Origin of the sequence: Halomarina pelagica (genome assembly GCF_024228315.1) — an archaeon.
Lineage (GTDB): Archaea > Halobacteriota > Halobacteria > Halobacteriales > Haloarculaceae > Halomarina > Halomarina pelagica.
The window spans coordinates 17,026-43,337 of the sequence record NZ_CP100459.1 but is presented as its reverse complement, the minus strand read 5'-3'; the positions used below and the strand labels follow the sequence as shown (position 1 = coordinate 43,337).

The window sequence follows — 26,312 nt, the reverse complement described above, 5'->3', positions numbered from 1 at the left end:
CAGACATATGCAAGAATCAAGCGTGAGCACTCGTGCTATCGACCATCGGTGCGTGGTGAAGTCCGTCGTAGACCTCCGAGAGGTGAACTGCTGATGTGCGGGATCACCGCGTACGTCGGGACCGACGACGCCGTCGGCGGTCTCCTGACTGGGTTGTCGAACCTCGAATATCGGGGATACGATTCCGCGGGTATCGCGATCAAGAACGGGCGCGGTCTGGAGGTCATCAAGCGCGAGGGCGAACTCGCGCAACTGCGCGAGGCGGTCGGGAGCGAGCGGCCGACCGGGACTATCGGGATCGGGCACACCCGCTGGTCGACCCACGGCCCGCCGACCGACGAGAACGCCCACCCCCACACGGACTGTTCGGGGCGCATCGCGGTCGTCCACAACGGCATCATCGACAACTACGACCGGCTCCGCGCGGAACTCGCGGCCGAGGGCCACGAGTTCGAGAGCGACACCGACACGGAGGTCGTCCCGCATCTCATCGAGTCGGAACTCGAGGGCGGCCGGTCGCCGATCGACGCCTTCCGGGCGGCCATCGACCGCTTAGACGGGAGCTACGCCGTCGCCTGTTTGATCGACGGCGAGGACGTCGTCTACGCGACGCGCAACGGTTCGCCGCTCGTGCTCGGGCGGGCCGACGGTCGCTACTTCCTGGCGAGCGACGTCCCCGCGTTCCGAGAGTACACGGACGAGGTCGTCTACCTTGAGGATACGGACGTCGTCGTCGTCCGTCCCGAGGGGTACGAGATCACCGACCCGAACGGGGTGCCGGTGAACCGGTCGGTCGAGACCGTCGACTGGGAGCCCGAGGCGGCGGGGAAGTCGGGGTACCCACACTACATGCTGAAGGAGATCAACGAACAGCCCGAATCGCTCCGTCAGACCCTCCACGGTCGCATCGACGCGCTCGCGGGGAAGGTCGACCTCCCCGAGTTCCCGCCCGGGACGTTCGACGACGTCCGGCAGGTGCAGTTCATCGCCATGGGGACCTCCCACCACGCCGGGATGTACGCCGCGTCGGTGCTCACCGCTCACGGCGTCCCGGCGAACGCGTACATGGCGGGGGAGTACGCGGACTGTCCGCCGCCCGCCGACGAGCGCACGCTGGTGGTCGCGGTCACCCAGAGCGGTGAGACCGCAGACACGCTCAACGCGCTCCGTCGCGCCCGCGACGCGGGGGCGCGGACGCTCGCGGTCACGAACGTCGTCGGGTCGAGCGTCACCCGCGAGTGCGACGACGAACTGTTCATCCGCGCGGGGCCGGAGATCGGCGTCGCCGCCACCAAGACGTTCAGTTCGCAGGTCGCCGCGCTGACGCTGTTGAGCGAACGCATCGCGAGCGACATGACGGGCGTGGCGAGCGCCGGTGCGCGCGACGTGCTGTCCGCGCTCTCGGAACTCCCGGGTAACGTTCAGCACCTGCTCGACGACACGGCCGCCCGCGAGGTCGCGGAGGCGCTCTACGGCTGTGACGGGTACTTCTTCATCGGCCGCGGACCCGCCTACGCCGTGGCGCTTGAGGGGGCCCTGAAGATGAAGGAGATCAGCTACGAGCACGCGGAGGGCTTCGCCGCGTCGGAGCTGAAACACGGGCCGCTCGCGCTCGTCACGCCCGAGACGCCGATCTTCGGGATCCTGACCGACGACGACGAGACGAAGACGCTGAACAACCTGAAGGAGGTCCAGGCGCGCGGCGCGCCCGTCATCGTCGTCGCCACGCCGCGCCACGCGGCCGCGGCCTCGTTCGCCGACTACGTCCTCGAGATCCCGGAGACGGAGCCGGAGGCCGCCGGCATCCTCGCGAACGTCCAGCTCCAGCTCGTCGCCTACCACGCCGCAGACCTCCTCGGGCGACCGATCGACAAGCCGCGCAACCTGGCGAAGAGCGTCACCGTGGAGTGAGCGCGGATCTCCCCGCCGACCACCGTCCGCCTCCCGTGGCGGACGTACGCCGGAGGCGGGGAGGGCCACGGATCTCCCCGCCGACGCTCCCGAGCGTCTCGGCGCGAGGGATCACCGGAGGCGGGGAGGGCTACGGATCTCCCCGCCGACACGCGCCGTCGCTCGTGACGGTGCACATCGGAGGCGGGGAGGACCACGAGTCTGCCCGCTGACACTCGGTTCCTCCCACGGTCGGCCGCGGTCGGGGCCGCCGATCTCGACCCGGACGCGGCGATGAATCGTGGCCCGGCGGTCCACTGCGCTTAAGGCGTTCCTCCGTGATCGATCGTGTGAGTTGGACGAGGCGCTACACTAATAGATCGGGGAAATGATAGCTGACACGGGCATGAGCAGGCGTTCATCGTGGAGAAACGACGAGACGGGCGACGGGTCTCCGCGGGGAAAGCGGGGCCGTCAGGGGGTGCGCTGACGTGTCCGATCCGGATCCGCAGTTGGCGGAACTGCTCGATCACCTCGGCGACGGCGTGTCGCGGTCGGTCCTCGCGGCCTGCGCGAGCGAGACGCGGAGCGTCGGCGAACTCGCCACGATGTGTGAGGTCTCCGAGGCGACGATCTACCGGCGGTTGAACCGTCTCATCGATGCCGGACTGCTGGAAGAGCGGACGCGGATCGGGTCGAGTTCCGTCTCGGGCGGCAAGGAGTACCGGACGGCGGTGCACCACCTCGAGATCCTGCTCGGCGAGGAGGGGATCACCGTCCGGACGGACGGTCTCGACGGAGGGGAGGAGCCGCTGCCCACCTTCACGGTGTTCGACCCGGACGAGCGTGCGGACGACGGGACGCGAGTCGTCGACATCCAGCTGAAGCTCCCCGAACACCTCTTCAGCGAGTTCCTCACCGTCTGGGCGGAGTTGAACAAGCGCGCAGAGGCGAACGCCGAAGGCGCTCGGAGCGAGGGCGACCTACGCGAGGGCGATCCGAACGAGGACGACCCAAACCGGGACGGCCCGGCCGATGGACAGTAGTATCGTCGCCGACTAGCGAACGGAAGTCCCGCCGACGATGAATTTCGACGACGCACCCCCGTCCGACGAGCCGCGTACAGCCGACCACTACCAGCACCCGGACTGCGTGGAGGTCGTCTACGCCGTCGCGGAGGGGCGCGTGCTCACCCTCCGCGAGTACGACAGCCCGGAGGCGTTCGAGCGCGCCGTCGCCGACGCGCGGTACCTCGGGATCCACGAGGGCGTTGAGGCGCTCCCCGGTCCCGAGGCGTTCGCGGACGAGGGGAACGGGAGGGACCACGAGGACGAAGAGGGGGCGACGGACGATCGGACGGACGAAGTCGACAGTCACGACGAGAACGACGACCCCGCCTAGAAATAGGTCAGAATAGGAAGATTTTCAGCGATGTGAGTTCGAACAGCGCCGGGAGGACCGGCCGAGGCCGCGTCTGTCGCCGTCTCGGAGTTGCCGAAGGTTTATTATAGCTGGTGCTGGATTTTCAGGTGGCTTCCCCGGTTCGCGTGCCAGTTCGTGTGCCAACAATCGTGCTGCGGGCCAGGGAAGCTACTCGACGCCCGACACGAGCCGGCGAATCGTGTGCCAGCCGGTTATCGTCCCTCGGCGTTCCGATACCACGCCCACGCGTCGGGAACCAGATCCCTGAGCGGCCGGTACGTGTAGCCGAGTTCCTCCCGCGCCTTCCGACTGCTGTAGAAGAGTCGCTTCGTCGAGAGCCGCGCCATCTCCCCGTCGAAGGGGAACATCCGCGTTCCGAGACGTTCGTTCACCCGACCGACGATCGGTCCGGCGGCGTGGATGAGCACTGGCGGGAGTTCGACCGCCGGTTTCTGCCCGCCGACGAGCGTGGCGATGACGGTGAGCGCCTCCGAGTAGGTGAGGTTCTCGCCGCCAAGGACGTAGTGTTCGCCCGCCGCTCCCCGCTCCGTGGCGGCGACGATCCCGTCGACCACGTCGTCGACGCCGACGAAACTCGCGCCGCCGGGCGGGTGGACGACGGCGAGCGGGTTGTCCACGAGCGCGAACATCCGTCCCGTGAAGTTCTCGTCGCGCGGACCGAAGATCGAGGTCGGGTGGACGGTGACCACGTCGAGGCCCGCCTCGCCGTACTCGTCGCACAGCGCCTCGGCGGCCGCCTTCCCGCGCTGGTACGCGCCGACGGGTTCGGCGACGTCGTCCTCGGTCGCGGTCCCCCGGGCGCGACGGGTGCCCGCGGTGCTGGTGAACAGGACGCGCTCGACGCCGTGTTCCCGCGCGGCGTCGAGCACGTGGTCGGTCCCGTCGCGGTTCACCCGCTCGACCGTCTCCGCGTCGCCGGCCTGCAGGCCGATGCCGGCGAGGTGGAAGACGTAGTCGTGGCCCTCGACGGCCGCGCTGACGGCGTCGGGGTCGAGCACGTCCATCGTGGCCCACGACACGTCGACGTCGTCGAGCGCGGAGACGTCCGAGGTCGGCCGGCGCGTCCCGGTGACCTCCCAGTCTCCCTCGGCGAGCGCCGCACAGAGGTGCGAGCCGAGGAAGCCCGTCGCGCCGGTGACGAGCGCCCGATCAGGCATCGGAATCACCCATGAACTGCGGCGGTAGCAGGTCGCCGGTGACGCGGGTGTACAGCCGATAACCCGTCTGCATGACCGGGGAGGTCTCTCCGGTCTCGCCGCGCTCGTTCGGGAGGCGGTCCGCGATCTCGTCGAGATCGAGGTCGCTGACGGGGGGCGTCCGGACGCCGTGGGGCGCGAGGTAGGGCACGTCCTCGGGGTCCTCGTTCACGAGCCGAGCGGCGGCCGCGTCGAGCGTCGGCGCGTCCGAACTCGCGAGCAGGAACCCCGATCGGTGGGGCGCGCCGGTGTACGTGTACGTGCCGTCGAGCAGGACGGCCTCGGGGTCGCACACCGCGGCCGCGGCGACGACGTCGGCCGCCGTCGCGTCGGCGGCTTCGCGGCCGAGCGCGCCGAAGGCGGTCGCCGCCATCCCCGCGACGAACCCGAAGTCGGGGTCCGTCCGCAGCGTCGGGACGGTCACGAGCGTCTCCGAGTCGAGCGGCTCCGGCACCGTCACCCGCCGGCGGCGCTCGCCGATCGTGACGGTCCGGTCGACCGATCCGGCCGCGCCGAGGTCGACCACGTCCACGTCGAGGCGGTCTACCACCTCGTCGTAGCCGAGGAACCGGGCGCAGCGGTCGCCCTCGATCCAGGGCGAGTCGGGGAGACAGAGGAGCGCCTCCGTCCCGCGTCCCTGCAGGAACTCGATCAGGACCTCGATCACGTCAGGGTTAGTGACGAGTCCCGTGCTCGGGTGGTAGGGGTAGTGCATATCGGGCAGGACGAGGACGCGGTCGTCCGACGCCGCGCCGTCGAGGAGGTCCATCACGGCGTCCGCGAGCGACGCCGGCGTCCCGTCGAGCGCCCGGCCCGCGACGCGAGCGCTCACTCGGTCACCTCCACGAGCGCCGCGTCGGCGTCCGCGATGCGGTAGGCCTCTCTGACGTGTTCGACCATCCGCAGGCCCGTCTCGCCGCCGACGGGCGGCTCCTCGCCGTCGCGCGCGGCGGCGAGGAAGTCACGCAGCGCCCAGTAGTGGGCCTGGTAGTAGTACGTCGGCTTGAAGTACTCCGGTTCGTCGCCGCGCAGGCGGCGGCCGAGGTTCTCGAGCGCGGACCGGGCCGCGTAGGAGGTGAACCGCTCGGGGACGTAGTCGGTGCTGACCACGGAGTCCGCGATGCCGTCGAGGCGGAGGTAGCTCGTCACGTCCGGCGGCGTCTCCCACTGGAAGAACCCACAGGAGAGCGTCGCCGTCGTTCCGCGCTCGCCCCTGACGACGACCGTGGCGGCGTCCTCGTAGGGGAGGTTCAGCTGTCGGTCGGTGACTGCGTGCTCGACGGTGAGGTCGCCGAAGAACCACTCGAGCACGTCGAGCAGGTGGATGCCGAGGTCCATCAGCGCCCCGCCGCCGGTCGCCCCGGGGTCGAGCTGCCAGGTCGGCACCGTCGATCGGGCGGGCGGCGCGTCGAACGGGCCGTTGTTGATCCGCGAGATCGACGCGACGGGGACGTGGCCGAGTCGCCCCTCGTCGAACAGTTCCTTCAGGCGTCGCATCTCCGGCTGGTAGCGGATCGTGTGGTCGACGCCGATCGAGACGCCCGCCGCCTCGGCCGCGTCGAGCATCCGGCGACCCTCCTCCGGGGTTCGGGCGAATGGCTTCTCGACGAAGACGTCACAGCCCGCCTCGGCGGCGGCGACCGTGGCGTCGGCGTGGAGGAACGGCGGGAGCGCGACCACGACCGCGTCGAGCGATTCGGACGCGAGGAGGTCGGCGTAGTCGTCGTAGGTGCGGCGGACGCCGAGGCGCTCGGCGCGGGCGCGGTTCCCCTCGATCGCGTCGGCGGCCGCGACGACGTCGACCCCCTCGAGCGTGCTCGCGGTCTGGAGGTGCACCGTCCCAATGTGGCCGACGCCGAGGAGACCGACGGCCAGTTCACGCGGCATCGGCGTCCCCCCCGGCCGACCGTCTACCGATGCTACTCGGCGGCGTCGTGATCGTCATTACCGAAACACCACCACACTGCGCCATCTTGTTATACACCGGCTACCTGATTCGAGGAGAGAGTCCCGGCGTTCACGCCGGGGAGGATGTCATCGTCGGGACTCCACCGCGTCGCGGATCGCACCGTACGCGTTGGTCAGTTTGAGCAGGTAGGTGAGGGCGTAAAACAGGAGTTTCTCCGAGAGCGAGAGGTCGTCCCAGCCGCGGAGCGCGTTCCGCACCTGCCCCGGGGTCGCCGGGAGGTAGATGGCGGGGTTGAAGATGAGCTGCGCCGAACTCCCGTAGCGCTCGGGGTAGATGCGCCGGAGCTGGTTCTTGCCGCGGCCGATGCGGATCGACTTCTTCACGAGCGCCTTCAGCGTCGTCCGCGTCGGGTGGTACATGTCGATGTCGGGGGCGTACCCGAGGGTCCACCCCGCCTGATAGACGCGGTGGCCGAACTCGCGATCGCCGCTCGACGTGAACCGCACGTCGAACGGCCCCACGTCATCGACGACCTCGCGGCGAACGACGAGACAACACGTCGGCGCGTAGTGAAACTCGGAGACGTAGTCCTCGATGGGGAAGCCACTCAGCCGGTTGAACTTCGCCGCGAGCGACTCCTCGCCGACGGAGTACAGTCTGACGTTGCACGCGAGGTAGTCGATCTCGTCCTCCTCCATCGTCTCGACGACGCGCTCGAGCCAGTCGGGGTCGACGGTCATGTCCGCGTCGATGAACGCCACGACGTCGCCCGACGCGCAGTGAAGCGCACGCGTACGCGCCGCGTACGAACTCTGCCGGCGACGTTCGTCGAGCGCCGTCAGGTGGTCGAACCGCTCCGCGTACTCCTGTGCGACCGCCCGCGTGCCGTCGTTGGACCGGTTGTCGACGACCAGGATCTCGTAGTGGTCCTCGGGATACGTCTGATCGATGAGCGTATCGAGGGTCGCGCGAAGCCCCTCGGGGTCGTTGTAGACCGGAACGATGACGGACACGAACGGCACGGTCGCCCTAGCGGCCACGGCCGTCGTCCCCGCTGCGGTAGTAGATTGCTCCGTCATGATGTGCGAACCTCTGACGCCGGTCGCGAGCGACCGGTCGTCCCGAGCGACCGGCGACCGACCGCCGTGTCCGGTGCGATCGGCCGCGGCCCGTCGGGCCGAGCGGGAGAACGTACCCGCTCGCACTCGACGGCAATACATCGATCGTACTTTTAGTTGTATCTGATTCTCCCGGCGGTCGCGGACCGTTGCACCTGATTGTGCCGACGATAAGTGGTGCGTAATAAATACGCGCGGCGTCACGTTCCCCCACGTTCACCCTCCGTCGGGGGACGCCTCGTAGCGGTACACCTCGATGCCGACGTACTCCTCGTGCCACGTCCGCTGGCGACCGTCGCTCGCGATCGCCTTGAGGCGCGCGTCGTCCTCGTCGCCCGTGTGAGAGAGAACCAGCCACACCTCCTCGTGACCGGCCATCTTCCGTCTGATCTCCGCGTTGCTGGTTCGCTCGGTCCCGTTGGGCGCGTTGTCCGCGTTGACGGGCGTGACGACGAGGTCCCCGCGGGTCCCGTAGTACTCGACTGCGCGCTCGGTGACCTGATCGGCGACGACGACCAGCGCGCCCTGATCGGCGCGTTGCTCGATGTCGGCGACCGCCTCGTCCCACTGCTCGCGCGTGTCGGTGGTGAGGTCGAAGACGGTCGGCGGGAGGAGCGCGACGACGAGGAGCGCGACGAGCGCGATCCGGACGTGCGAGCGCTTCGCCCGCGAGAGGCCGTGGCCCACGAGGAGATAGAGCGCGAAGGAGGCGGCGAGGGTGTAGCGCGGCCAGAAGACGGGCGTGACCACGTACGAGACGACGAGCGGGAGGAGGAACGTCCCGGCGATCCAGAACAGCAGGAGGTGGACGCCCCACGCGTCGGTGAACTCGATACGCTCGCCGAGGTCCCGGACGGTCCGCGCCGGGCGACGGACGTCGATCGCGGCCGAGAAGCACCCGTCGGTGACCGCGAGGACGAGCAGCCCGCCGATCAGCGCCGAGACGTACGCCAGCGCCGGGAGGATCCCCGTCCGCGCGAAGTAGCCCGTCAGGACCGTGAAGACGAGCAGGGGCGTCGGAAGCGGGATGTAGTCGAGGGTCACCCCGCCGCCGAAGCGCAGGACGAACCCGGCGACGAGCGGGAGTACCGCGAGCCCGAGCGCGGCCTGCGTGCCGACCGCCCGGCGGAGGTCGCCGATTCGCCCCCGCAGGAACTCGAAGCCGAGGAACGCGCTCTCGCCGGCGACGACGAACAGGGCGAAGGGATGGGTGTAGACGAGCAGGATCGTAACGAGCGCGTAGGCGGCCGCCGTGGCCCGCGACTCGGTCCGGAGGTAGCGGACGAAGAGGTAGAGCGAGGAGAGCGCGAGGAACGCCAGCAGCGTGTACATCCGGACCTCCTGGGCGTGGTAGACCTGCACCTGTGCCAGCGCGTAGACGAGCGCGGCGACGAGGCCCGCCACGTCGTCGAACAGCTCGCGACCGACGAGGTAGAACAGGGGGATCGTCGCGATGCCGAACAGCGCGGAGAACGAGCGCAGGGCGACCGCGGACAGCCCGAAGACCGACGCCCACAGGTCGAGCAGGACGTAGTAGAGCGGCAGGTGCGGCTGGTTGAGCGGGATGACCACGAACAGTTCGAGCGCGCCGTAGCGCCTGATGTACTCGAGCGTGATGAGTTCGTCCGTCCAGAGGCTCTCGATCCCGAGACCGTACAACCGCACAGCCGCGCCGACGAGGACGACGAGCGCGAGCGCCACCTGCGTCCTGCTCGCGCGAACGACCCGCTCTGACATTGGTGGAGCTAATCAGGACCCGCAGATAATCATACTGGCCGACGCGGGGTCACTCTCTTGGCGTATAGAACTGAAATAAAGACAGTGTCGGCAGCGTGTATTCGTACGCCGCCGCGACGAACCGTCACGTCAGAGGTGAACGGTGTCCGTCGCCTCAGTCAGCGAGTCGATCCCGGCCCGGAGCGTGGCGACCGGGTCCTCGGGGTGGTCGTGTTCGAAGACGAGCCAGTCGATCCCGTTGCGCTCCGCGGCCCGCGCCGCGCCGGGGAAGTCGACGAGTCCCCGGCCGGGGTTCGTCGAGCGGGCGGACGCCAGCGGCCCGGGGTCGTCGTCGACGACGACGTCCTTCATGTGGACGAGCGAGGCGCGATCGCCGACGAAGTCGATGACGTCGGCCGGATCGTACCCCGCGGCGGTGACGCCGCCGACGTCGACCTCGAAGGAGACGGCCTCCGGGCTGGTCCGCCGGACGAGCCTGCCGTAGGCGGTCGATTCGACGGACGCGGCCGGGGTGGGCGGGGAGGCCGTCGCGCGCAGCGCACGGTCGCCGAGCAGTCCGAGGCCGGTCTGGACCTTGCTCGCGCCGGGCGAGTGGGGGTGGACGGCGGTGAAGAGTCGGTCGAGGAAAGACGGCCGCTCGACCGGCAGGAAGTCGTGGACCTGGTTGTGGTAGACGAGCGAGAGCCCCCGGTTCGCGAGCGCCGACCCGACGGCGTTCAGCCGGGCGGCCAGCTCGTCGACGCGTCCCGGCGTCCGGTAGTGCGTCGGGGGCAGGTGCGGGATCGCGAGGCGGGAGACGCCGAGCGTCCGGTACCGCTCCGCGACCCCGTCGAAGTCGGCCTCGATCGCGCGGAGGTCGACGTGCGCGCCCACGGGTTCGACGCCCGTCTCGGCGAGCGCGTCCCGAACCGCTTCGGGGTCGGCCTCGGCGACGCGCGTGGCGAACTCGACGCCCTCGAAGCCGACCGCCGCGACCCGGCGGATCAGTTCCGGCAGCGATTCGTCGATGTCCCGCACGGTGTACAGCTGGATCGCGGGACGCGTCACGGCGACCACCCTCGTGCCCGGTGTACGCAACGGACGGCGAACGACGGTTCCATGTCCACAGGTCACCACGTTCGACGGTATTGTAATAACGCACCTACGGCCGGGAGTCGGGGATCTCGCGTCGGGCCGTCGGCACGAATGTAGATTAACTGTTACATATCGTCGCCCGACGGCGGTCGTACCGCGAGAGGGGGGACGACTCGAAGCGCCCGGGCCGCGGACCGCAGTCAGCGACTACCTCGGAGCGGGAGAGACCAGCAAGTACTTACCGAGATACGTGCTCACACCCGTCGTGATACCGCGAAGGTCCGGGGCGCGAACGGACGAGTCGGCGGACGGGAGGTGGGGGCTGGTGACGGTGCTGCTCCTGCTCTGCGTGGTCGTGGCACCCCTGCTGGCACTTTCGCCGAGCGACGCCTCGAGCGCGGTCCTGGCGGGTGCGCTCGGTCTGACGTCGTCGTACCTCGCGACGACCTGGACGGTCGAGCGGACCGACGCCGCCGCGGTCGTCGGCGAGGAGTGAGATCGACGGGCCGGACGGGTTCGACGGCGCGAGCGGAGCCGAAGCCGCGGGTCACCCGCTGACGGCGGAGACGACGCTCCGGAAGTTCCGCTCCAGCCCCCAGCCGAAGCCCCGGTCGAGCACCAGCACCGCGAGGGCGTACGAGACGGCCCCGGCGATGATCTGGACGGCGAAGACGCCGAGCGCCGGGAGGACGGCGTCCGCGGCCACGCCGGCCGCGACCACGACCACGAACATGGCGAGGCTCGCCACGAGGGGGAAGACGACCTCCCGGGCGATGCGCCCGTACGACGTGTCGATGATGCCGATGAGGTAGTAGATGTCGAGGGGCATCATCGGGAAGAACTGCACGGCGACGATGGCGAGCGAGACGAGTTCGATACCGCGGAGTTCGACGCCGAACACGGCCATCGCGAGTTCCGGGCCGTAGAGGATCGATCCGGGCACGAGCACCGCGAGCAGCACGACGCGGAGGAACGAGAACTTCGCGATGATGTCGGGGCGGCCCTGGGCCTTGAAGACGGGTCCCATTGTCGCCATCATCGAGCGCATCAGCCCGTAGATGGCGAGGATCTGCATCGTGCGGACCATCGGAAGCCAGTCCTCCCCGAGGAAGGCGGCGATGAACGCGGGCGTCACGGCGATGATGCCGAGCGACATGGGAAAGGAGAGGACGGTCGTCACCTGCAGGGTGCGGAAGTAGGCGTCGCGCAGCAGGCGAGCGTCGTCCTGGAGTTTCGAGTACGCGGGGAACGTCACGTTCGAGATGACGTGGGTGACCTCCGTCGCGGGCGCGTTCGAGAGCTGGTAGGCGTAGCGGTAGAAGCCGAGCGCGGTCGTGGAGACGAGCGCCCCGACGACCACGTCGTCGCCCTCGTTGTAGAGGAAGTAGAGGATCGACGTCGCCGTGATCCACTTGCCGTAGTTCGTGATCTCCTTGGCGTGGCCGAGGTCGAACTCGGGTCGCGGGCGGTAGCCGTGCATGAGATACGAGACGGCCATGCGAACGAAGTCGGAGATCACGTACCCGAGCACGAGCGCCCACACCGTCTGGTAGGTGTAGGCGTACCAGATGGCGAAGACGAACTGGATGACCGAGCCGCTGAGGGTGTAGACGAACTGCTTGTCGAACTCGAGGTCCTTCTGGAAGTAGACGGTCGCCGGGTTGCGAAGCCCGACGAACACCTGCGAGAGGCCGATCACCCGGAGTAGCGGGACCGCCGCCTCCGTGTCGAACAGCATGCCGATGTACGGTGCGGCGAAGTAGAGGATGCCGGCGAGGAGGACCCCGCGCGCGATCTGGAGCGTCCACGCCGTGTTGAGCATGTCGTCGACGTTCTCGTCCTTGTTGTAGATGAGCGACGAACTCAGCCCGAGGTTCGAGAACTGCCGCAGCGCGCTGACCGCGAGGAGGGCGATCCCCATCAACCCCAGCGCCCGCGGCCCGAGCAACCGACCCATCACGATGAGCAGGATGATCTGCAGCAGCCGGTCGGTGACGTTGAGCGCGCCGACCCACATGCCGCCCTTGACCATCCGCTCGCCGACGCCGTCGCCGCTCGGCGTCACCAGTCGCTTGAGACGTGAGAGCAACCCGCGACCGCTCATCGCAACCACGCGCCCGCCCGGCGCACCGCCGCGGCCGCCGCTCCCGGCTGGAGGGCCGACCCGCGCACTCTAGTCATTCTGGACACCCTCGGGGAGAGACGGGCATTGTTATGACTCGACTAAGCCCGCAACGAGCGTGTGAAAACGTATCGATGAGCGTGAACGACCGGGGCGAAAGGATGTGCTTAACCAAGCGTTAGGGACGGAAACGAGTGGGAAATGGAATCGGCCGGCGATCACGAACCGCTGGTGAGCGTCGTCGTCCCGACGTACGGTCGTCCGACGTTCCTCCCGGAGGCGGCCCAGAGCGTCCTCGACCAGACCCACGAGCGCGTGGAACTCGTCATCGTCGACGACCACTCGCCGGAGCCGGTCGGCCCGGTGCTCGCCGACCTCGACGTCGGCCCGGAGGCGTCGGTGACGTGCGTCCGCCACGAGCGCAACCGGGGCGCGAACGCCGCCCGGAACACGGGGATCCGCACCGCCAGCGGCGAGTTCGTCGCGTTCATCGACGACGACGATCACTGGCACGAGACGAAGCTCGAACGCCAGCTCGAACGGTTCGACGACCCGGCGGTCGGTCTCGTCTACACCGGACAGCGCTACGTCACCGGCGACGAGGTGAACCACGTCCTCCGACCGACGGTCCGCGGCGACGTCACCGAGGAACTGCTCCGCGGTGCGCCGTTCGGCACGTTCTCCACGCTGATGGTTCGCGCGTCGGTGATCGACCGCGTCGGCCTGCTCGACGAGCGGTTCCCCTGCTGGCAGGACCGGGAGTGGCCGATCCGCCTCTCGACCGCCTGCCGCGTCGAGGCGGTCGACGAGCCGCTCGTCGACCACCGCATGGCGGATCACGAGCAGATCAGCGACAACCTGGAGGTAAAACGCGACGTCGCCTACCCCCTGTTCGTGGAGACCTTCCGCCCCCTCGCGGCCGAGTACGGCCCGACGACGGTCCGAGAGATGATCGCCTCTCGCGCCGCTGTCGTCGCCTCGACCGCGCTCAAGACGGGTCACTACGGGGACGCGCGGCGGTTCGCCCTCCGCGCGATACGGGCGTGGCCGCTCTCGCTCGCGCCGTATCTCCTCCTCGCGCTGTCGCTCGGCGGCCCCCGCGCGTTCAGCACCGTCCAGCGGACCAAACGGTCCGTCGTCAGGCACTTTCGGTGAATCGGTGAGATAGCCGCCGCATAACAATACCCGCACGGTGATTCGTGAGGGCCAATGCAGGCAGTCGTACTCGCCGCGGGGAAGGGGACCCGCCTCCGCCCGCTCACCGACGACAGACCGAAGGGCCTGGTCGAGGTCGACGGGGAGCCGATCCTCACCCACTGCTTCGAGCGGCTCGTCGACCTCGGCGCGGACGAGTTCGTCGTCGTGGTCGGATACCGCAAGGAGGACATCATCGACCACTACGGGGACAGCTTCGACGGCGTCCCGATCACCTACTGTCATCAGCGCGAGACCAAGGGGCTGGCCCACGCGCTGCTGACCGCAGAGGAGTACATCGACGACGACTTCATGCTCATCCTCGGGGACAACATCTTCGAGGCGAACCTCGCGGACGTGGTGCGCCGCCAGTCCGAGGACCGCGCGGACGCCGCCTTCCTCGTCGAGGAGGTGCCCTACGAGGAGGCTTCCCGCTTCGGCGTCTGTAACACGAACGACTACGGCGAGATAACGGAGGTCGTCGAGAAGCCCGAGGACCCGCCGTCCAACCTCGTGATGACCGGGTTCTACACGTTCTCCCCGGCTATCTTCCACGCGTGTCACCTCGTCCAGCCGTCGAACCGCGGCGAGTACGAACTCAGCGACGCGGTCGACCTCCTCATCCGGAGCGGGCGCACCATCGACGCGATCCCGCTCGACGGCTGGCGGATCGACGTGGGCTACCCCGAGGACCGCGACGAGGCCGAGCGCCGACTGCGGGCCGCCCGCGGTGCCGAGGAGGAAGTCGCCGAGTCCGCGGGCGACTGAACCCGGACGGCCCGGCCCGCGACCGGACGCCGTCTTCCGGTCCGCTACCTCGTGAACCGGCGTGGCCGGAGTAGCGCGCGGCTAACAATAGCCCGTCCGGGGAATACGTCGGGTAGCCGTGTCGCAACGCGCCGCCAGTCTCGACTCACGCGCCGCCGGACGCGCTCGATCCGCGAGCGACGACCGCGAGCACGCGTCGTCGGTGCTCGTCGTCACCGACTTCACGCGGAACCTCTCGAAGATCGAGCGCCACGTCGGGCCGCTGGCCGAGACCGCGGACGTGACGATGGTCTGCATCACCGGCGACGACGGACTCGACGGCATCGACTACCGGACCGTCCCCTCCCTCGGCGTGCGGCCGCTCGGCCTCGCGCTGATGCTCGTCGCCGCCCTCTACGAGGCGTGGCGCGACGACTACGACGCCGTCGCCTCCTTCTCGCTGCTCCCCCACGGCTGCATCGCGCTGGCCGTCGGGACCGCCTTCGGGATCCCGGCTCACCTCGGCATCATCGGCATCGACCTCGACGTCCACGCGCGCTCGCGCTACGGGCCCGCCGTGCGCTGGCTCATCCGCCGCTTCGACGCGATCTCGGTGCCCGGAACGGCCTTCCGCGACCAGCTCGTCGCAATGGGCGTCCCGCGCGAGCGGGTCGAGGTCCTCGCCAACCCCATCGACGTGGGGACCTACCGCCCGAACCCCGACGCCGAGGTCGACTACGACCTCATCTGGGTCGGTCGGTTCGACGCGGAGAAGGACCCGCTCCTGTTCGTCGACGCGCTCGGGGAACTCCGCGAGCGCGGGCGGGCGGTCGACGCGGTGATGCTCGGCGACGGGCCGCTCCAGGACGCCGCGGAGCGACGCGCGCGCGAGCGCGGCCTCGGGGGGACCCTCGACCTCCCCGGGTGGGTCGACGACCCCGTCGAGTACTACTGGCGCTCGCGGGCGTTCGTGCTCACCTCCGAGCGCGACGCGCTCCCCCTGACGCTCGTGGAGGCGATGGCGACCGGCCTGGGCTGCGTCGTCCCGGCCGTCGGGAACGTCCCCGACGTGGCGCGCGACGGCGAGACGGCGCTCGTGCTCGAGGAGATGACCGCGGGGACGCTCGCGGACGCGCTCGACCGACTGCTGGCCGACGACGACCTGTGCGCCCGCCTCGGGGAGAACGCGGCGGGCGTGGCCGACCGCTACTCGTACGAGGCCGCCGCCGAGGACTGGGTGCGGATCCTGGAGACGCTGGGCGTCAGATGAGCGGGCCCAAACTAGCCGGTTAGAGGAGGCACGCGGTAGCCATCCAGTCGGTGAGGGAGATCGTTTGGGCCAACTCTCGTGAAATGTGGGGGGTGGGGGGCGCTGATAAGTCACGTTTAGAGACACGTTTGCGGTCTTCGGACACCGCGTTTCTGCTGAAACCAGATCGGTGAGACAGTCGAGATCGTGGAAACCGTCGGCTGGGTTGCCGGTTCGGCCACGCTCCTGACCGGCTACGACCGAAACCGGATTTCAAACGTACCCGCTAAGATTACCGCTGCCGTGACGGCCACGTCTCGACGACGCGGTGGCTCACCGCTCTGAGGGCTCAGGGATCTCCGGAGGTCGGGGCTTCTCGGGGAGCCAGCGGCGATCTACGCGCTCGCGGACGACCGGCTTCCGGCTCCCGAGAGCATGTCCACCTCGATCGTCACCTCGTCGTAGGGGACGAACGGGGCTTTCGCCCGTCCCTCCTCGCGGAAGTAGACGATTCCGTAGTCGGCGAGCAGGTTCACGTCGGCCGTGACGTCGCTCGGGTTCCGGCCGAGACGGTCGGCGAGCTTCCGGATACTCTCCGGTGGATCGTTCTTGACGCTCCGCAGTAACTCGACGCGTCGCTGCGTGAGTAGCTTACGCAGATCCTCGGGGTTACCGAAGTTGAGGAGGTGTGGCACCTGCTCTCCAGCCTCGAAGCGCGCGGCGAGCGCGATCTCTCGTTCGGTCGCCGCTTCCTGCGAGTCCGCCGTGATCAGCAGTTTCGAGGGGTACTCCGCGCTCTCTGGTCCCGGAGCAGCCGTATCTTCCGGATCGATCATCGTTCGTTCACCTCGCGTTTGAACGCCCGAACGTGCGACGCCAATCCTCGAACTCGATCCCTTCGACGCCCTCGGGTGTGTGTCGGTGGTGCATTCCTACTCCCTCTCGATAGTGCGAGTTGTCGTAGCGCAGGATCGTCGCCCCGTCGGCGGCGGTGTACTGAAAGCGGTACTTGATCCCCTCGGGGTAGTCGTCGCTTTCCGGAACGTTCCACGCGCGCATTTCGTACCGACTCCCGTCGGGAAACTCGTTGTCCGCCCGGTAGAGCAACGTCGCCAACGTACTCGCACCCGTACGCCGATAGAGCGGAGACGAGGATAAACGTTAGGGTGTAAGGCAAACACCCGTACATAGTGGACGTGAGCGTTTACCTCCCCCGCGGGACCCGACGCTACAGGTAGCCCAGATCCTCGAGTCGCTTCTGGGTCTCCTCGGCGGTCGCCGCCCGGTCGGACTCGACGCCGGCCTCGGCGACGATCGTCTTCCGTGTCTCCCCCTCGACCACGAGCCAGGGCACCTTCACGAGGTGCTCGGTATGGATGCCCTCGGGGTGGCCGTACATCCGCATCGGGACGGGACAGGGGGTGGGGCGCTCGCCGAGCAGGTTGCCGTGGTCCGACGTGACGACGGTGGTGCCCGGGAGGTGATCGAGCAGCGTCTCGACGTGCGGGAGCGCGATCTCGAGGTTCTCGCGGTAGGCCCGCCAGACGGTCTCCCGATCGATCGCGCCGCGCTTGAGCATGTCCCAGACGTGTTCGTAGTCCTGTTCGGCGTCCGCGCCGTCGGCCAGTCGCTTCGAGAGTTCCATGCCGGCCTGCTTCCCGATGAGGTCGCGGCCGGTCGGCCCGATGAACGGGTAGTGTGGCTGGACGAAGTGCGCGATGAGGCGTTTCTCCGGGTAGCGCTCGGCCGCCTTCACCGTCTCCTCGGCCATCGCCTCGGGGTGGACCGTGTTGAGGTCGTCGTCCCAGTGGTCCTGCCAGACGGAGACGACCGCGTGGAACGTATCGGCGGGGAGCCGAACGTCGACCTGGGGGTTGGCCGTGACGTAGACCGTGTCCTCCAGTCGCCGTCCGGCGAAGTTCTCGCGGAGGAACTCCGGGGTGTTCGACCCGCGCGACCGGCGCGACTCGAGCCGCCCCTGGATCGTGTTGAGGTCGGCGAACATGTCGTAGCGGCAGGCGTCGAGGATGACCAGGTTGTCCCAGTCCTCGGCCATGACGTCGATCCCGTCGTCGCCGGCGACGTACTCGAAGTACGGCTTCACGAGCGTCTTCTCGACCACGAACTGCCCGACGACGCGACGCCACCAGTTGGCGTCGGTCCAGTTCTTTCGGACGCTGTTGAGGTACACCTCCAGGTCCACGTCACTCGCCCTCCGCGTAGCGCAGGTGTTCCGCCAGCGCGTAGGCCATCCACGCCTCGCACCAGCGCATCAGGGTGAACCGCTTGGTGTAGAAGCGGCGCTTCTGGTAGTAGAACCGCCCGTCGCCCGCGTAGAGGGTACCGAGCACCCAGTCCACGATGCGCCGGGCGAACTCGCCGTCGCCGGCCATCGAGAAGACGATGATGCCCTGGGTCGCGGCGTGGATGTCCTTCGGGAACCGCGACTCTTCGTCCCAGTTGGGCGCGCCGTTCGGCTCGAACAGCGTGTCCCGGTAGAATTCGAGCGCGCGCTCGATGGTCTCCTCGTGGCGATCGTCGCCCGTCACCTCGCGGTAGCGCAGGAACCCCTCGATGATGAACCCGTTGTGGTGGTTGTCCATCGAGAGGTGCGAGGCGGAGGGCGGGTCGCGGTAGGTCCACCCACCGATCGGTTGTTGTTTCGTCGCGAGGTAGTCGAGCAGTTTGGTCGAGCGCTCGAGTAGCTCCTCGTCCCCGAAGTACTCGTAGAGGTCGACGAGCATCCGGGCGGCGATCGCGCCGCAGTTGAGCGTGTAGAACTCGCCGGTGTACTCGGGCTGGTACTTGATCCGCGCGCCGCCCTCGAGTTCCCGGTACTCCAGTTCGTCGTAGACGAAGTTCGTCGCCGTGCGGGCGACGTCGGCGTAGCGCTCCTCGCCGGTCGATTCGGCGGCGCGGAGCAGCGCCTTCACCGCGTAGGAGGTCGGGATGGCGTTCGGGACGTAGGCCCCGCGGCGCTCGTCGAGCAGTTGCATCTCGTGGGTGTGCCCCCCGCAGAACCCGCTGTAGCCTTCGGGCGCGTTCTCGATGAGCCAGTCGGCGAGCTGACGCGCCTCAGCGCGGTACAGGTCGTCGCCCGTGAGGTCGTAGGCGGTGTCGTTCGCCATCGAGAACAGCGCCGTCCCCTTGAAGTTCCGGCGCTTCTCGACGAGGAACAGCGGGCGCAGGTTGATCGGCGCGCGCTTGATGCCCTCCTGTACGGCGATGTTGAGCCACTTGTTGTCCACGGGCGCGGCGCGGAGCAGTCGGCTGCTCATCCCGTCGAAGTAATCCCAGCCAGTGTAGTCGCGTTCGCGAGCGTACCGGAGCGTGTCCTCGAGTAGGCCCGTCAGGAAATCCCGCCCGGCCGGTCTCGTACTCGAAACGCGACCGGTATCGTTCCCAGTCGAGTCAAGTCTACCTTTGGTCATCGCAGTCTCGGTGTCGATTCGACACCCGAGCACTAAGTTAGGTTACTACTACGCCGTCGAACGCCGAAACGAGAGCCGTGGAGCGGGGGCACGGAGGGCGGCACGAAGACGAGACGGCACGGAGGGCGGTGCGGAGCGGTGCCGACGATCCGACTACGGAACTAGGGAACGTGTCGGAGGACCGAACCGAGGGCGTAGCACATCCACGCCTGGTTCCAGCGCATGTACGGCGTGGTGTCGCTCAGCACCCGGCCCCGCCGCCGGTAGAAGTACCCGTCGTCGTCGTAGAGGTTGTCGGTCGTCCACTCGAGGACCTGCGCCGCGCGGTCCAGGCTGGCCGCCGAGCCGTCCTTCACGAACGTGCGGATGGCCTGCGCGGAGGCGTGGACGTCCCGGGGATACGAGGAGTCGTGTTCGAACTTCGGCGCGCCGTCGTCCTCGAAGAGGCGGCGGCGGTAGAAGTCGAGGCCCTTCTCGTACGCCTCGCGGACGCGCTCGTCGGGACGCACCGCCAGGTAGTCGTGGAGCGACTCGAGGACGAACCCCGTGTGGAAGTTGTCGTGCGAGAGGTGCGAGCCGTTCGACGGCACCGAGTAGTACCACGCGCCCTTCTCGTCCTGCACGTCGAGCACGAGGTCGACGATCTCGTCGGCCCGCTCGAGGGACGCCTCGTCGTCGGTCGCGTCGCCGACGACGGCCAGCAGGCTCGCGCCGAGGGCGTTCGCGTTCACGACCACGTACTCGTCGTAGGGGGTGTAGGCGAGGGCGTCGTGCTCGCCGCACTCGACGGTGTTGATCTCCTCCCTGATGAACCGGCAGGTGTCCTCGGCGACCGCCAGCGAGGACTCCTCGCCCGTGACCTCGTAGTGTCGGACGAACGCCTGCGCGCAGAAGACGCTCGCGACGATCGAGGGGTACTCCGCCGGGAGGAAGAACTTGTTCGAGTTCTGCCAGTCGAAGTTGTACCCCCACGCCGCCCGGGCGGACTCGGCAGACTGGTTCTCCCGGAGCCACGTCAGGAGGTCCTCCGCCTCCGCGAGGTACTCGCGGTCGCCCGTCCGCTCGTAGGCGTCGAGGGACGCCGTGGCGAACAGCGCGATCCCCTTGGCGTTGCGCTCCTTCGGAATTCGAAGGAGCGGCCGGAGGTTCACCGGGGCCTTGTGGACGCCGTGCATGCAGACGAGGCGCAGGAACCAGTTGCGCGCGACCGGTTCGAGCACGGGACTGTTCAGGCCGTCGTACGGATCCCACCCCGCGTAGTCGCGCTCGCGGGCGTACCGGAGCGCGTCGTCGAGGCGGTCGCGGACCCGCTCGCGGTCGATGTCGTGAGAGGGGGTCCGCTGGAGCCGCTGCGTTTGCATCGTCCTCCGTGAGCGGTCGCGAACACTTCAGTAGTAGGTAGCTTCCGCGGCCTCCCACTGTCGTCGACGGGGTAGTGTCGTCGAAGAGTGAGGTACCGGACGTCGTAGCTAGATCCTACGTACCGTCCCGAGTCGCCGATGGACGACCGGGGACGATACGTTAATCCCACACTGACATATATAAAACACCGTCCGTGTCCCAGACTGGTCGTTCCAGCATCGTGTGACCGATCGAGCACGCGCGCGACTCGCGGCGGTGGCGACGGCGCTCGGCTTCTACCGGGGGGGGCCGGGATCGATCGCGGCCGCCGGCGGCCGACGCGCGCCGGTCGGTGTCACCGTCACGTGCACCCCTCGATGATCGAGTCGGTGATCTCGACGACCTCGGCGTGCACCTCGCGCGCCCTGGCGAGGTCCGGTTCGACGTCGCCGCCGTCGAGACCGGTGAGGTAGTCGACGATCTCGCCGACGTCGCGCGAGTGGAACACGCGCCCCTCCTTCACCAGTTGCTGGTCGACCGAGAGCATCGTGTGCGGGAAGAACGACACCGCGGGTTTGCCCATCGAGGCCGCCTCGCGGGCCATGGTGCCCGAGCCGGTGAGCACGCACTGGGCGTGCCACGCCAGCTGGAGGCCCTGGAGGGGTCGCTCGGGAGCGTACACCCGATCGTCGGGGTACTCGGCGGCGTACCGGCGGTCGCGCGGGCGGCGGGGCAGGTAGACGACGTTGAACCCGGCGTCGACCGCCCGTTCGAGCAGGCCCGGGACGAGCGACTCCTCGATGTCGATGTAGGCCGCGCCCATCGCCTCCGGACGGACGACGATGAAGTCCTCGAACGGGAGCCTGTCGGTGAAGTCGTCGTCGGGCTCGAAGTAGGCGATCGCGACGTCCTCCTTGTAGCCGTCGTACGTGTGGACGGTCTCGGGGGCCGCGCCGTAGTCGGTGAGTTCGGCCGTCTGGAAGGCCGCCGGGACGACGTGGTGGGTCGCCATCGCCCGGAAGTAGTTGAACGCCTCCTCGACGAGCGGCGCGTCCTGATAGTAGGTGATGTCGTTGTCGGTGTAGTGGATCGAGGGGATGCCGTGGACCTTCGAGGCGAGCACGCACATGGCGTTGCGCGCCGACAGCGAGACGTCCGCCTTCGGGGCCTTGAGCGACAGCTGGACGGTCCGGAGCGGGACGCCGAACGTGCGGGCGAGCTGGTTGTCGAAGTCCTTGCCGACGACCGAGCAGTCGAACCCCGCCTCGCGAGCGAGCGGTACCGTCTCGGTCTTCTCGCGGGCCGTCACGACCGTCGGCAGGTCGAGGCCGTCCGCGATGGCCTTGAAGAAGAACGGGTGCGACGGGCTGGCGAGGTCGATCCAGACCGTCGGCTGGGCGAGAGTGCTTCGCATGGGGGCTTTCATAGCGTGAGTACGTCGAAGCCGGCGTCGCGCCACGCGTTCTCGTCGAGTAGCCCCTTCGTGTCGACCAGCAGGCGACCCCGCATCCGCTCGGCCGCCTTCGCCGGGGAGAGAGATCGGAACTCGTCGTGGTCGGTCGTGACGACGATCGCGTCCGCGCCGTCGAGCGCCGTCTCGAGCGAGACGAGTCCCAGCGACCCGTCGTCGTCGGAGACGTGCGGGTCGTGCAGGCGCGTCTCGACGCCCTGGTGCTCGCCGCCGTCGGCGACGGCGGGGCGCTCCTGCTCGGCCGCCCGGAGCATCTGCGCGACGCGGAGGCCGGGGCTGTTGCGCGTGTCGTCGACGTTGCCCTTGTAGGCGACGCCGAGGACGGCGAGGCGCTTGCCGTCCAGACCGCCGAAGTAGTGGGAGACGAGATCGACGACGTAGCCCGCCATGCTGTCGTTCACCCGGCGGGCGTGTCGGATGAGATCGACGGCGTCGGAGCCGTGAGCGAGAAACAGCGGATCGACCGGCAGGCAGTGGCCGCCGACACCCGGTCCCGGCTGGAGGATGTCGACGCGGGCGTGGCGGTTCGCCAGTTCGATCGCCTCGCGGGTGTCGATGCCGTAGTCGCGGGCGACCCTGGCGAGTTCGTTCGCGAAGCCGATGTTCGTGTCGCGGTAGGCGTTCTGGACGAGCTTCACGAACTCCGCGGTGCTCGCGTCGGGGGCGCGGTGGACCGTCCCGTCGATGCACGGCTCGTAGAGGCTGGCCGCGATCTCGGTCGAGTCGCGATCGACGCCGCCGACGAAGCGGTCGTTGGCGCGGAGTTCGTAGAGGATGTTCCCGGGGAGGACGGTCTCGGGGCTGTGCGCGAGGTGGAAGTCCTCGCCGGCGCGCAGGCCCGACTCCTCCTCCAGCGTCTCGCGGAGCGGTCCCTCCGTCGTTCCCGGGGGGACGGTCGATTCGAGGATCACTGTGTCGCCCTCCCGGAGGACGCCCGCGATGCCCTCGGCGGCGCTCGACACGTAGGCGAGTTCCGCCCGCTCGGCCTCGGCGTCGAGCGGCGTCGGGACGCAGATGAGGTGATACGACGCCGGCTCGATCTCGTTCGAGGGCACGAGCGCGCCGTCGTCGATGACGGCCGCGATGTACTCGCGGAGTTCCGCCTCGCCGGTCCGGACCTCGCCGCGGGTCAACCGGTCGATGACCGCCTCGTCGACGTCGTAGCCGGTGACCTCGTGGCCGTTGTGGGCCAGCAGCGCCGCGGTCGGGAGTCCGACGTACCCGAGACCGTGGACGCAGACCGTCGCCATCAACGCTGTCCCTCCGCCGCGGATCGCTCAGCCGCGGCCGGTACTACCCCTCCTGCAGATCGAGTCACGCCAGCGAAACCACGCTGCGCGATACAGCCTCCTGATGCCATCATACTGAGTCGCTATCGGAAAACGGACAGCCAGGCCCTTTGTTATGAGTCGCCTGTCGGCCAGCGAATTCGCCGTATTCTCGAGGTAGAAGCCGTATATCCACCGATCTATGTCATCGAAACGGTTCGAAACGTAGCCGGAGACGTGCGCGCAGGGGGGAGCGTCCGCAGGGGTCGCTACCCGAGACCCGACGCGCGTTATGCGGATCGTAACCGGCGGTAGCGGGGACGAAGCGACGAGAATTCGGTTCGAGAGAGCCCCGGAGGCAACGTCAGAGACACGTTCCGCGAGTCGGAGCGCGGGACCGCGGTGTCGGCCGACAGCGTCGGCGGACGACGAAATCAGGACATTACTCAAGGACGGTACCGACGGTGTCGACAGTATCGCGCGTCGTTCGGGTGAAACGCCGCAAAAAATCGGATCGGGTGCGGTCGGAGTACGGTTCGAGGGGGTCAGTCGGCGCGCTCGCCGAAGGTGACGTTCGCCGTGCCGTCGACGTAGAAACTCGTCAGGTCGCCCGAGAAGCGGTAGGCGTCGGACCCGTCGGAGACGGTCCCGGAGACCGCGCCGCCCTCGACGCTGTCGTCGGGGTCGACCGTTCCCACGTCGGCGTACTTCTGGACCGTCCCGTCGGTCTCGAAGCGGTAGGTACTCTTCTCGCCGTCGCCCGTGACGACCACGAGGTTGGGCAGGGGGTCGTCGCCGAACTGGTCGGGGGTGACCTCGGTCCCGTTGACGCGGACCGTCGCGTCGCCCTCGATGTCGAGGCTCGTCACGGTCCCCGAGAAGCGGTACCGGTCGACGCCGCCGGAGACGGCACCCTCGGCGCTCCCGCCGGAGATGTTGTCCTCGCTGTCGACCGTCCCGTCCGGATCGGGGGCGATGGCCCCGTCGACGGTGAAGCTGTAGGAGGCGACCGTGGCGTCGTCGCTCCCGACGACCTCGATGACGTCCGTCGGGAGCAGTTCCTCGGGGGCGACCGTCTCGCCGTCGAGGAGGACGTCGGCGTCGCCGTCGAGCGCGAAGTCCGTGATGCCGCCGGTGAATCGGTAGCTGTCGGAGCCGTCCGCGGCGACGGCGCCCGTGGCCGTGGTCTTCGTGAGGCTCTCCTCCTCGTCGATCGTTCCGTCCGCGTCGTTAGCCTCGATCGAGCCCGAGACGCTGAACTCGTAGTCCGCGCGCTGACCGGTACCGCGGACGGTGAGGACGTGTCCCCCCTCCGCCTTCGGCTTCGGTCGCGACTCGTCCTCCGTCTCCGTCTCCGTCTCCTCGCCCGCCGAGTCCGTCTCGTTCGCCGCCTCGTCGGACGAGGCCGCGGCGCTGCCGTCGGCGGACGCGTCGTCCGTCGCCGTCCGATCGCCCGTTGACGGCTCCGTTGATCCCTGTTTGCCGCCGCCGCTCTTGTTCCACGTCGCGTTCGGGGCGGGACAGGAAGCCTTGCTCGTGATGCCGCTCGTCGCGACCCGCGACCCGTTGAAGACGGTCGCCCGACCGGGCACGCTGACGTTGGTGTTGACGATCTCGCTGTTCGAGGAGTCGTCGAGGACGATACCGTCCGTGTCGCCGGTCATGTGGACGCACGAGTTCTTGATGACCGAACCCGGCCGCGAGTCGAGCCAGATGGCCCCCTGGCGGGGGCTCCCCGACCCGGTGATCGAGACGTTCTCGATGGTGACGTTCACTCGCTCCGGCGTCTCGTGCTGGTTCGGGAAGCGGCTCCCCGGTTCCCAGGCCCGGATCGCGGGCATGTCCACGTCACAGCGGATGCGCGTGTCCTTGATCGTCACGTCGCCGTCGGAGGAGTTGATGGAGATCGCACCCTGGCTCCCCCCGGACATGGACTTGACGATGACGTCGCAGTTGTAGACGCCGCCGCCGGACTTGCCGTGCTGGGCGCTGGAGAAGTAGATCCCGATCGTGCCGCCGGGTTCGCCGCGGTTCTTCGGGTGGGCGTTATCGAAGTCGGCGACGATCGTCGAGTCCCGGATGTAGGACCCCGCGCCCATGCGGATGATCGCCATGTCGTTGTTCTTGAAGAAGCAGTTCTCGAAGTTCGTCGAACCCTCGTGCTTCCCCGTGTAGAGACCGCCGTCGCCCGCCGCGTTCTCGATGTGGCAATTCCTGAACGTGTTCGTCCCCTTGTGGCCGCTGTAGACGCCGCCCGCGCCGTCGTTCGCGCCGTGGCCGATGAACACCGAGGGGCCGGTCTGGACGAAGCCATCGATGACCGCCTCGCCGTTCGGGTCGGTCATCTTCGGCATGATCGAGGGACGGTCGTCGTTCCGGGAGTTGTAACCCGTGACCTCGATGTCGTGGACCTGGAGGCCGCCCTCGATGACGAAAAGGTTCCCGATGTCGCCGCCGTTCCAGTCGGTGCCCTGGTCGAACGTGACGTTCTCGAGGAGGATGTCGCTCCCGCCGCGCATCGACAGGAAGAACGCCGACTGCCCGTTGGACGTGCGGAACACCACGTCGCCCTTGCTGTCGCCGAGACCGCGGACGCCGAAGCGCCGCAGGCCGTTCTGCGGCTTGTCGCCGTCGAACGCGTACGTGCCCTCGGGGAACTCGATGAGCGTGCCATTCTCCATCGCCCCGTAGAACGCGTCGTCGATCGGTCGTCCGCCGTTCGGATCCATGCCGAGGTCGTCGACCGCGTTCAGCACGCGGTCGAACGAGATGCCGTGGCGCTCGGTCGCCGCGCCCGCCGTCGCGCTCCCGACGGCGACGGTCGCCGCGGTGGCGGCACCGAGCTTCAGGTACTGCCGCCGGTTAAGCAGGGATTTACGTTCGTCGTTCGCTGTCGAGTCCGTCAACGCTTCCGGATGACTATCCGGGTCGCGTGCCGAATCGTGTGCCATGCATCTCGTAGCTTCCGTCTCGAGCTAATAAGTGTTGTGTGTCTTACATAAGTACAGATACATGACTGTCTGAGTCCATTACCAGAGTGCGGTTGAACGTCAGGGAACCGCACTGGTCCGATAACGATCACATTAAACCGTCTTTTCGGGCTCCAGAGACCATATACCGGC

Annotated in this window: 22 protein-coding genes; 7 read left to right on the top strand and 15 right to left on the bottom strand. The window is 68.4% G+C overall.

Going from position 1 to position 26,312, the window contains the following annotated elements:
* Window positions 1–93 precede the first annotated feature (93 nt).
* From glmS to NKI68_RS23110, 3 genes are all read left to right on the top strand, one after another.
* The gene (gene glmS, locus NKI68_RS23120; RefSeq protein ID WP_254547473.1) at window positions 94–1,911 is read left to right on the top strand and encodes a glutamine--fructose-6-phosphate transaminase (isomerizing); all 1,818 of its coding nucleotides are present in this window, start codon (window positions 94–96) and stop codon (window positions 1,909–1,911) included.
* Window positions 1,912–2,381: 470 nt separating this feature from the next.
* Entirely contained in the window at window positions 2,382–2,936 is a 555-nt protein-coding gene (locus NKI68_RS23115; protein WP_254547472.1) for an ArsR/SmtB family transcription factor, read from the top strand.
* Between the two features lie 37 nt (window positions 2,937–2,973).
* Window positions 2,974–3,291 (top strand): hypothetical protein, encoded by a 318-nt coding sequence (locus NKI68_RS23110; protein WP_254547471.1) that lies wholly within the window; start codon window positions 2,974–2,976, stop codon window positions 3,289–3,291.
* 233 nt (window positions 3,292–3,524) lie between these two features.
* On the opposite strand, the gene NKI68_RS23105 is transcribed toward NKI68_RS23110, so the two are convergent.
* From NKI68_RS23105 to NKI68_RS23080, 6 genes are all read right to left on the bottom strand, one after another.
* On the bottom strand, window positions 3,525–4,490 hold the full coding sequence (locus NKI68_RS23105; protein WP_254547470.1) for an NAD-dependent epimerase/dehydratase family protein: 966 nt from the start codon (window positions 4,488–4,490) through the stop codon (window positions 3,525–3,527).
* Window positions 4,483–5,361, bottom strand: coding sequence for a DUF362 domain-containing protein (locus NKI68_RS23100; RefSeq protein WP_254547469.1), 879 nt, complete (start codon window positions 5,359–5,361; stop codon window positions 4,483–4,485). Before NKI68_RS23100 ends, NKI68_RS23105 begins: the two co-directional genes overlap by 8 nt.
* Window positions 5,358–6,416, bottom strand: a complete 1,059-nt coding sequence (locus tag NKI68_RS23095; protein ID WP_254547468.1) for a Gfo/Idh/MocA family protein — start codon at window positions 6,414–6,416, stop codon at window positions 5,358–5,360. The genes NKI68_RS23100 and NKI68_RS23095 overlap by 4 nt, the downstream gene beginning before the upstream one ends.
* Window positions 6,417–6,563: 147 nt before the next feature.
* Window positions 6,564–7,517 (bottom strand): glycosyltransferase family 2 protein, encoded by a 954-nt coding sequence (locus tag NKI68_RS23090; protein ID WP_254547467.1) that lies wholly within the window; start codon window positions 7,515–7,517, stop codon window positions 6,564–6,566.
* A gap of 255 nt (window positions 7,518–7,772) precedes the next feature.
* A complete protein-coding gene (locus NKI68_RS23085) occupies window positions 7,773–9,293 on the bottom strand; it encodes a glycosyltransferase family 39 protein (RefSeq protein ID WP_254547466.1) in 1,521 nt (506 codons plus the stop codon).
* 129 nt (window positions 9,294–9,422) lie between these two features.
* Window positions 9,423–10,340 carry a sugar phosphate isomerase/epimerase family protein gene (locus NKI68_RS23080; RefSeq protein WP_254547465.1) on the bottom strand — a complete coding sequence of 306 codons (918 nt, stop codon included), beginning with the start codon at window positions 10,338–10,340 and terminating at the stop codon, window positions 9,423–9,425.
* A 292-nt stretch (window positions 10,341–10,632) separates the two neighbouring features.
* Between NKI68_RS23080 and NKI68_RS23075 the strand changes: the two genes are divergently transcribed.
* A complete protein-coding gene (locus tag NKI68_RS23075) occupies window positions 10,633–10,863 on the top strand; it encodes a hypothetical protein (protein WP_254547464.1) in 231 nt (76 codons plus the stop codon).
* A gap of 51 nt (window positions 10,864–10,914) precedes the next feature.
* Here NKI68_RS23075 and NKI68_RS23070 read toward each other — a convergent pair whose 3' ends face one another.
* Complete coding sequence (locus tag NKI68_RS23070; RefSeq protein WP_254547463.1) at window positions 10,915–12,471, bottom strand: lipopolysaccharide biosynthesis protein; 1,557 nt, start codon at window positions 12,469–12,471, stop codon at window positions 10,915–10,917.
* A gap of 219 nt (window positions 12,472–12,690) precedes the next feature.
* Between NKI68_RS23070 and NKI68_RS23065 the strand changes: the two genes are divergently transcribed.
* From NKI68_RS23065 to NKI68_RS23055, 3 genes are all read left to right on the top strand, one after another.
* A complete protein-coding gene (locus NKI68_RS23065; protein WP_254547462.1) occupies window positions 12,691–13,644 on the top strand; it encodes a glycosyltransferase family 2 protein in 954 nt (317 codons plus the stop codon).
* A gap of 54 nt (window positions 13,645–13,698) precedes the next feature.
* Window positions 13,699–14,451, top strand: coding sequence for a UTP--glucose-1-phosphate uridylyltransferase AglF (gene aglF, locus NKI68_RS23060; RefSeq protein ID WP_254547461.1), 753 nt, complete (start codon window positions 13,699–13,701; stop codon window positions 14,449–14,451).
* Window positions 14,452–14,569: 118 nt separating this feature from the next.
* The gene (locus NKI68_RS23055) at window positions 14,570–15,700 is read left to right on the top strand and encodes a glycosyltransferase (protein WP_254547460.1); all 1,131 of its coding nucleotides are present in this window, start codon (window positions 14,570–14,572) and stop codon (window positions 15,698–15,700) included.
* A 374-nt stretch (window positions 15,701–16,074) separates the two neighbouring features.
* Here NKI68_RS23055 and NKI68_RS23050 read toward each other — a convergent pair whose 3' ends face one another.
* From NKI68_RS23050 to NKI68_RS23015, 8 genes are all read right to left on the bottom strand, one after another.
* Complete coding sequence (locus tag NKI68_RS23050) at window positions 16,075–16,515, bottom strand: HVO_A0114 family putative DNA-binding protein (RefSeq protein WP_254547459.1); 441 nt, start codon at window positions 16,513–16,515, stop codon at window positions 16,075–16,077.
* 7 nt (window positions 16,516–16,522) lie between these two features.
* Window positions 16,523–16,795 carry a toxin-antitoxin system TumE family protein gene (locus NKI68_RS23045; RefSeq protein ID WP_254547458.1) on the bottom strand — a complete coding sequence of 91 codons (273 nt, stop codon included), beginning with the start codon at window positions 16,793–16,795 and terminating at the stop codon, window positions 16,523–16,525.
* Window positions 16,796–16,907: 112 nt separating this feature from the next.
* Window positions 16,908–17,882 carry a hypothetical protein gene (locus NKI68_RS23040; protein ID WP_254547457.1) on the bottom strand — a complete coding sequence of 325 codons (975 nt, stop codon included), beginning with the start codon at window positions 17,880–17,882 and terminating at the stop codon, window positions 16,908–16,910.
* Between the two features lies 1 nt (window position 17,883).
* On the bottom strand, window positions 17,884–19,110 hold the full coding sequence (locus NKI68_RS23035; protein ID WP_254547456.1) for a glycoside hydrolase family protein: 1,227 nt from the start codon (window positions 19,108–19,110) through the stop codon (window positions 17,884–17,886).
* Window positions 19,111–19,271: 161 nt separating this feature from the next.
* Window positions 19,272–20,471 carry a prenyltransferase/squalene oxidase repeat-containing protein gene (locus tag NKI68_RS23030; protein WP_254547455.1) on the bottom strand — a complete coding sequence of 400 codons (1,200 nt, stop codon included), beginning with the start codon at window positions 20,469–20,471 and terminating at the stop codon, window positions 19,272–19,274.
* Between the two features lie 341 nt (window positions 20,472–20,812).
* Complete coding sequence (locus tag NKI68_RS23025; RefSeq protein WP_254547454.1) at window positions 20,813–21,865, bottom strand: DUF354 domain-containing protein; 1,053 nt, start codon at window positions 21,863–21,865, stop codon at window positions 20,813–20,815.
* Between the two features lie 8 nt (window positions 21,866–21,873).
* Window positions 21,874–23,172, bottom strand: a complete 1,299-nt coding sequence (locus NKI68_RS23020; RefSeq protein WP_254547453.1) for a nucleotide sugar dehydrogenase — start codon at window positions 23,170–23,172, stop codon at window positions 21,874–21,876.
* 563 nt (window positions 23,173–23,735) lie between these two features.
* Window positions 23,736–26,141 (bottom strand): right-handed parallel beta-helix repeat-containing protein, encoded by a 2,406-nt coding sequence (locus NKI68_RS23015; RefSeq protein WP_254547452.1) that lies wholly within the window; start codon window positions 26,139–26,141, stop codon window positions 23,736–23,738.
* Window positions 26,142–26,312: the final 171 nt, after the last annotated feature.

Bases quoted from the DNA above. Each gene is read 5' to 3' on its own strand.
- NKI68_RS23015 (WP_254547452.1), bottom strand. From the start codon at position 26,141: ATGGCACACGATTCGGCACGCGACCCGGATAGTCATCCGGAAGCGTTG.
- NKI68_RS23030 (WP_254547455.1), bottom strand. From the start codon at position 20,471: ATGCAAACGCAGCGGCTCCAGCGGACCCCCTCTCACGACATCGACCGC.
- NKI68_RS23110 (WP_254547471.1), top strand. From the start codon at position 2,974: ATGAATTTCGACGACGCACCCCCGTCCGACGAGCCGCGTACAGCCGAC.
- NKI68_RS23070 (WP_254547463.1), bottom strand. From the start codon at position 12,471: ATGAGCGGTCGCGGGTTGCTCTCACGTCTCAAGCGACTGGTGACGCCG.
- NKI68_RS23085 (WP_254547466.1), bottom strand. From the start codon at position 9,293: ATGTCAGAGCGGGTCGTTCGCGCGAGCAGGACGCAGGTGGCGCTCGCG.
- NKI68_RS23050 (WP_254547459.1), bottom strand. From the start codon at position 16,515: ATGATCGATCCGGAAGATACGGCTGCTCCGGGACCAGAGAGCGCGGAG.
- glmS (WP_254547473.1), top strand. From the start codon at position 94: ATGTGCGGGATCACCGCGTACGTCGGGACCGACGACGCCGTCGGCGGT.
- NKI68_RS23065 (WP_254547462.1), top strand. From the start codon at position 12,691: ATGGAATCGGCCGGCGATCACGAACCGCTGGTGAGCGTCGTCGTCCCG.
- NKI68_RS23105 (WP_254547470.1), bottom strand. From the start codon at position 4,490: ATGCCTGATCGGGCGCTCGTCACCGGCGCGACGGGCTTCCTCGGCTCG.
- NKI68_RS23095 (WP_254547468.1), bottom strand. From the start codon at position 6,416: ATGCCGCGTGAACTGGCCGTCGGTCTCCTCGGCGTCGGCCACATTGGG.
- NKI68_RS23020 (WP_254547453.1), bottom strand. From the start codon at position 23,172: ATGGCGACGGTCTGCGTCCACGGTCTCGGGTACGTCGGACTCCCGACC.
- NKI68_RS23090 (WP_254547467.1), bottom strand. From the start codon at position 7,517: ATGACGGAGCAATCTACTACCGCAGCGGGGACGACGGCCGTGGCCGCT.
- aglF (WP_254547461.1), top strand. From the start codon at position 13,699: ATGCAGGCAGTCGTACTCGCCGCGGGGAAGGGGACCCGCCTCCGCCCG.
- NKI68_RS23035 (WP_254547456.1), bottom strand. From the start codon at position 19,110: ATGACCAAAGGTAGACTTGACTCGACTGGGAACGATACCGGTCGCGTT.
- NKI68_RS23025 (WP_254547454.1), bottom strand. From the start codon at position 21,865: ATGCGAAGCACTCTCGCCCAGCCGACGGTCTGGATCGACCTCGCCAGC.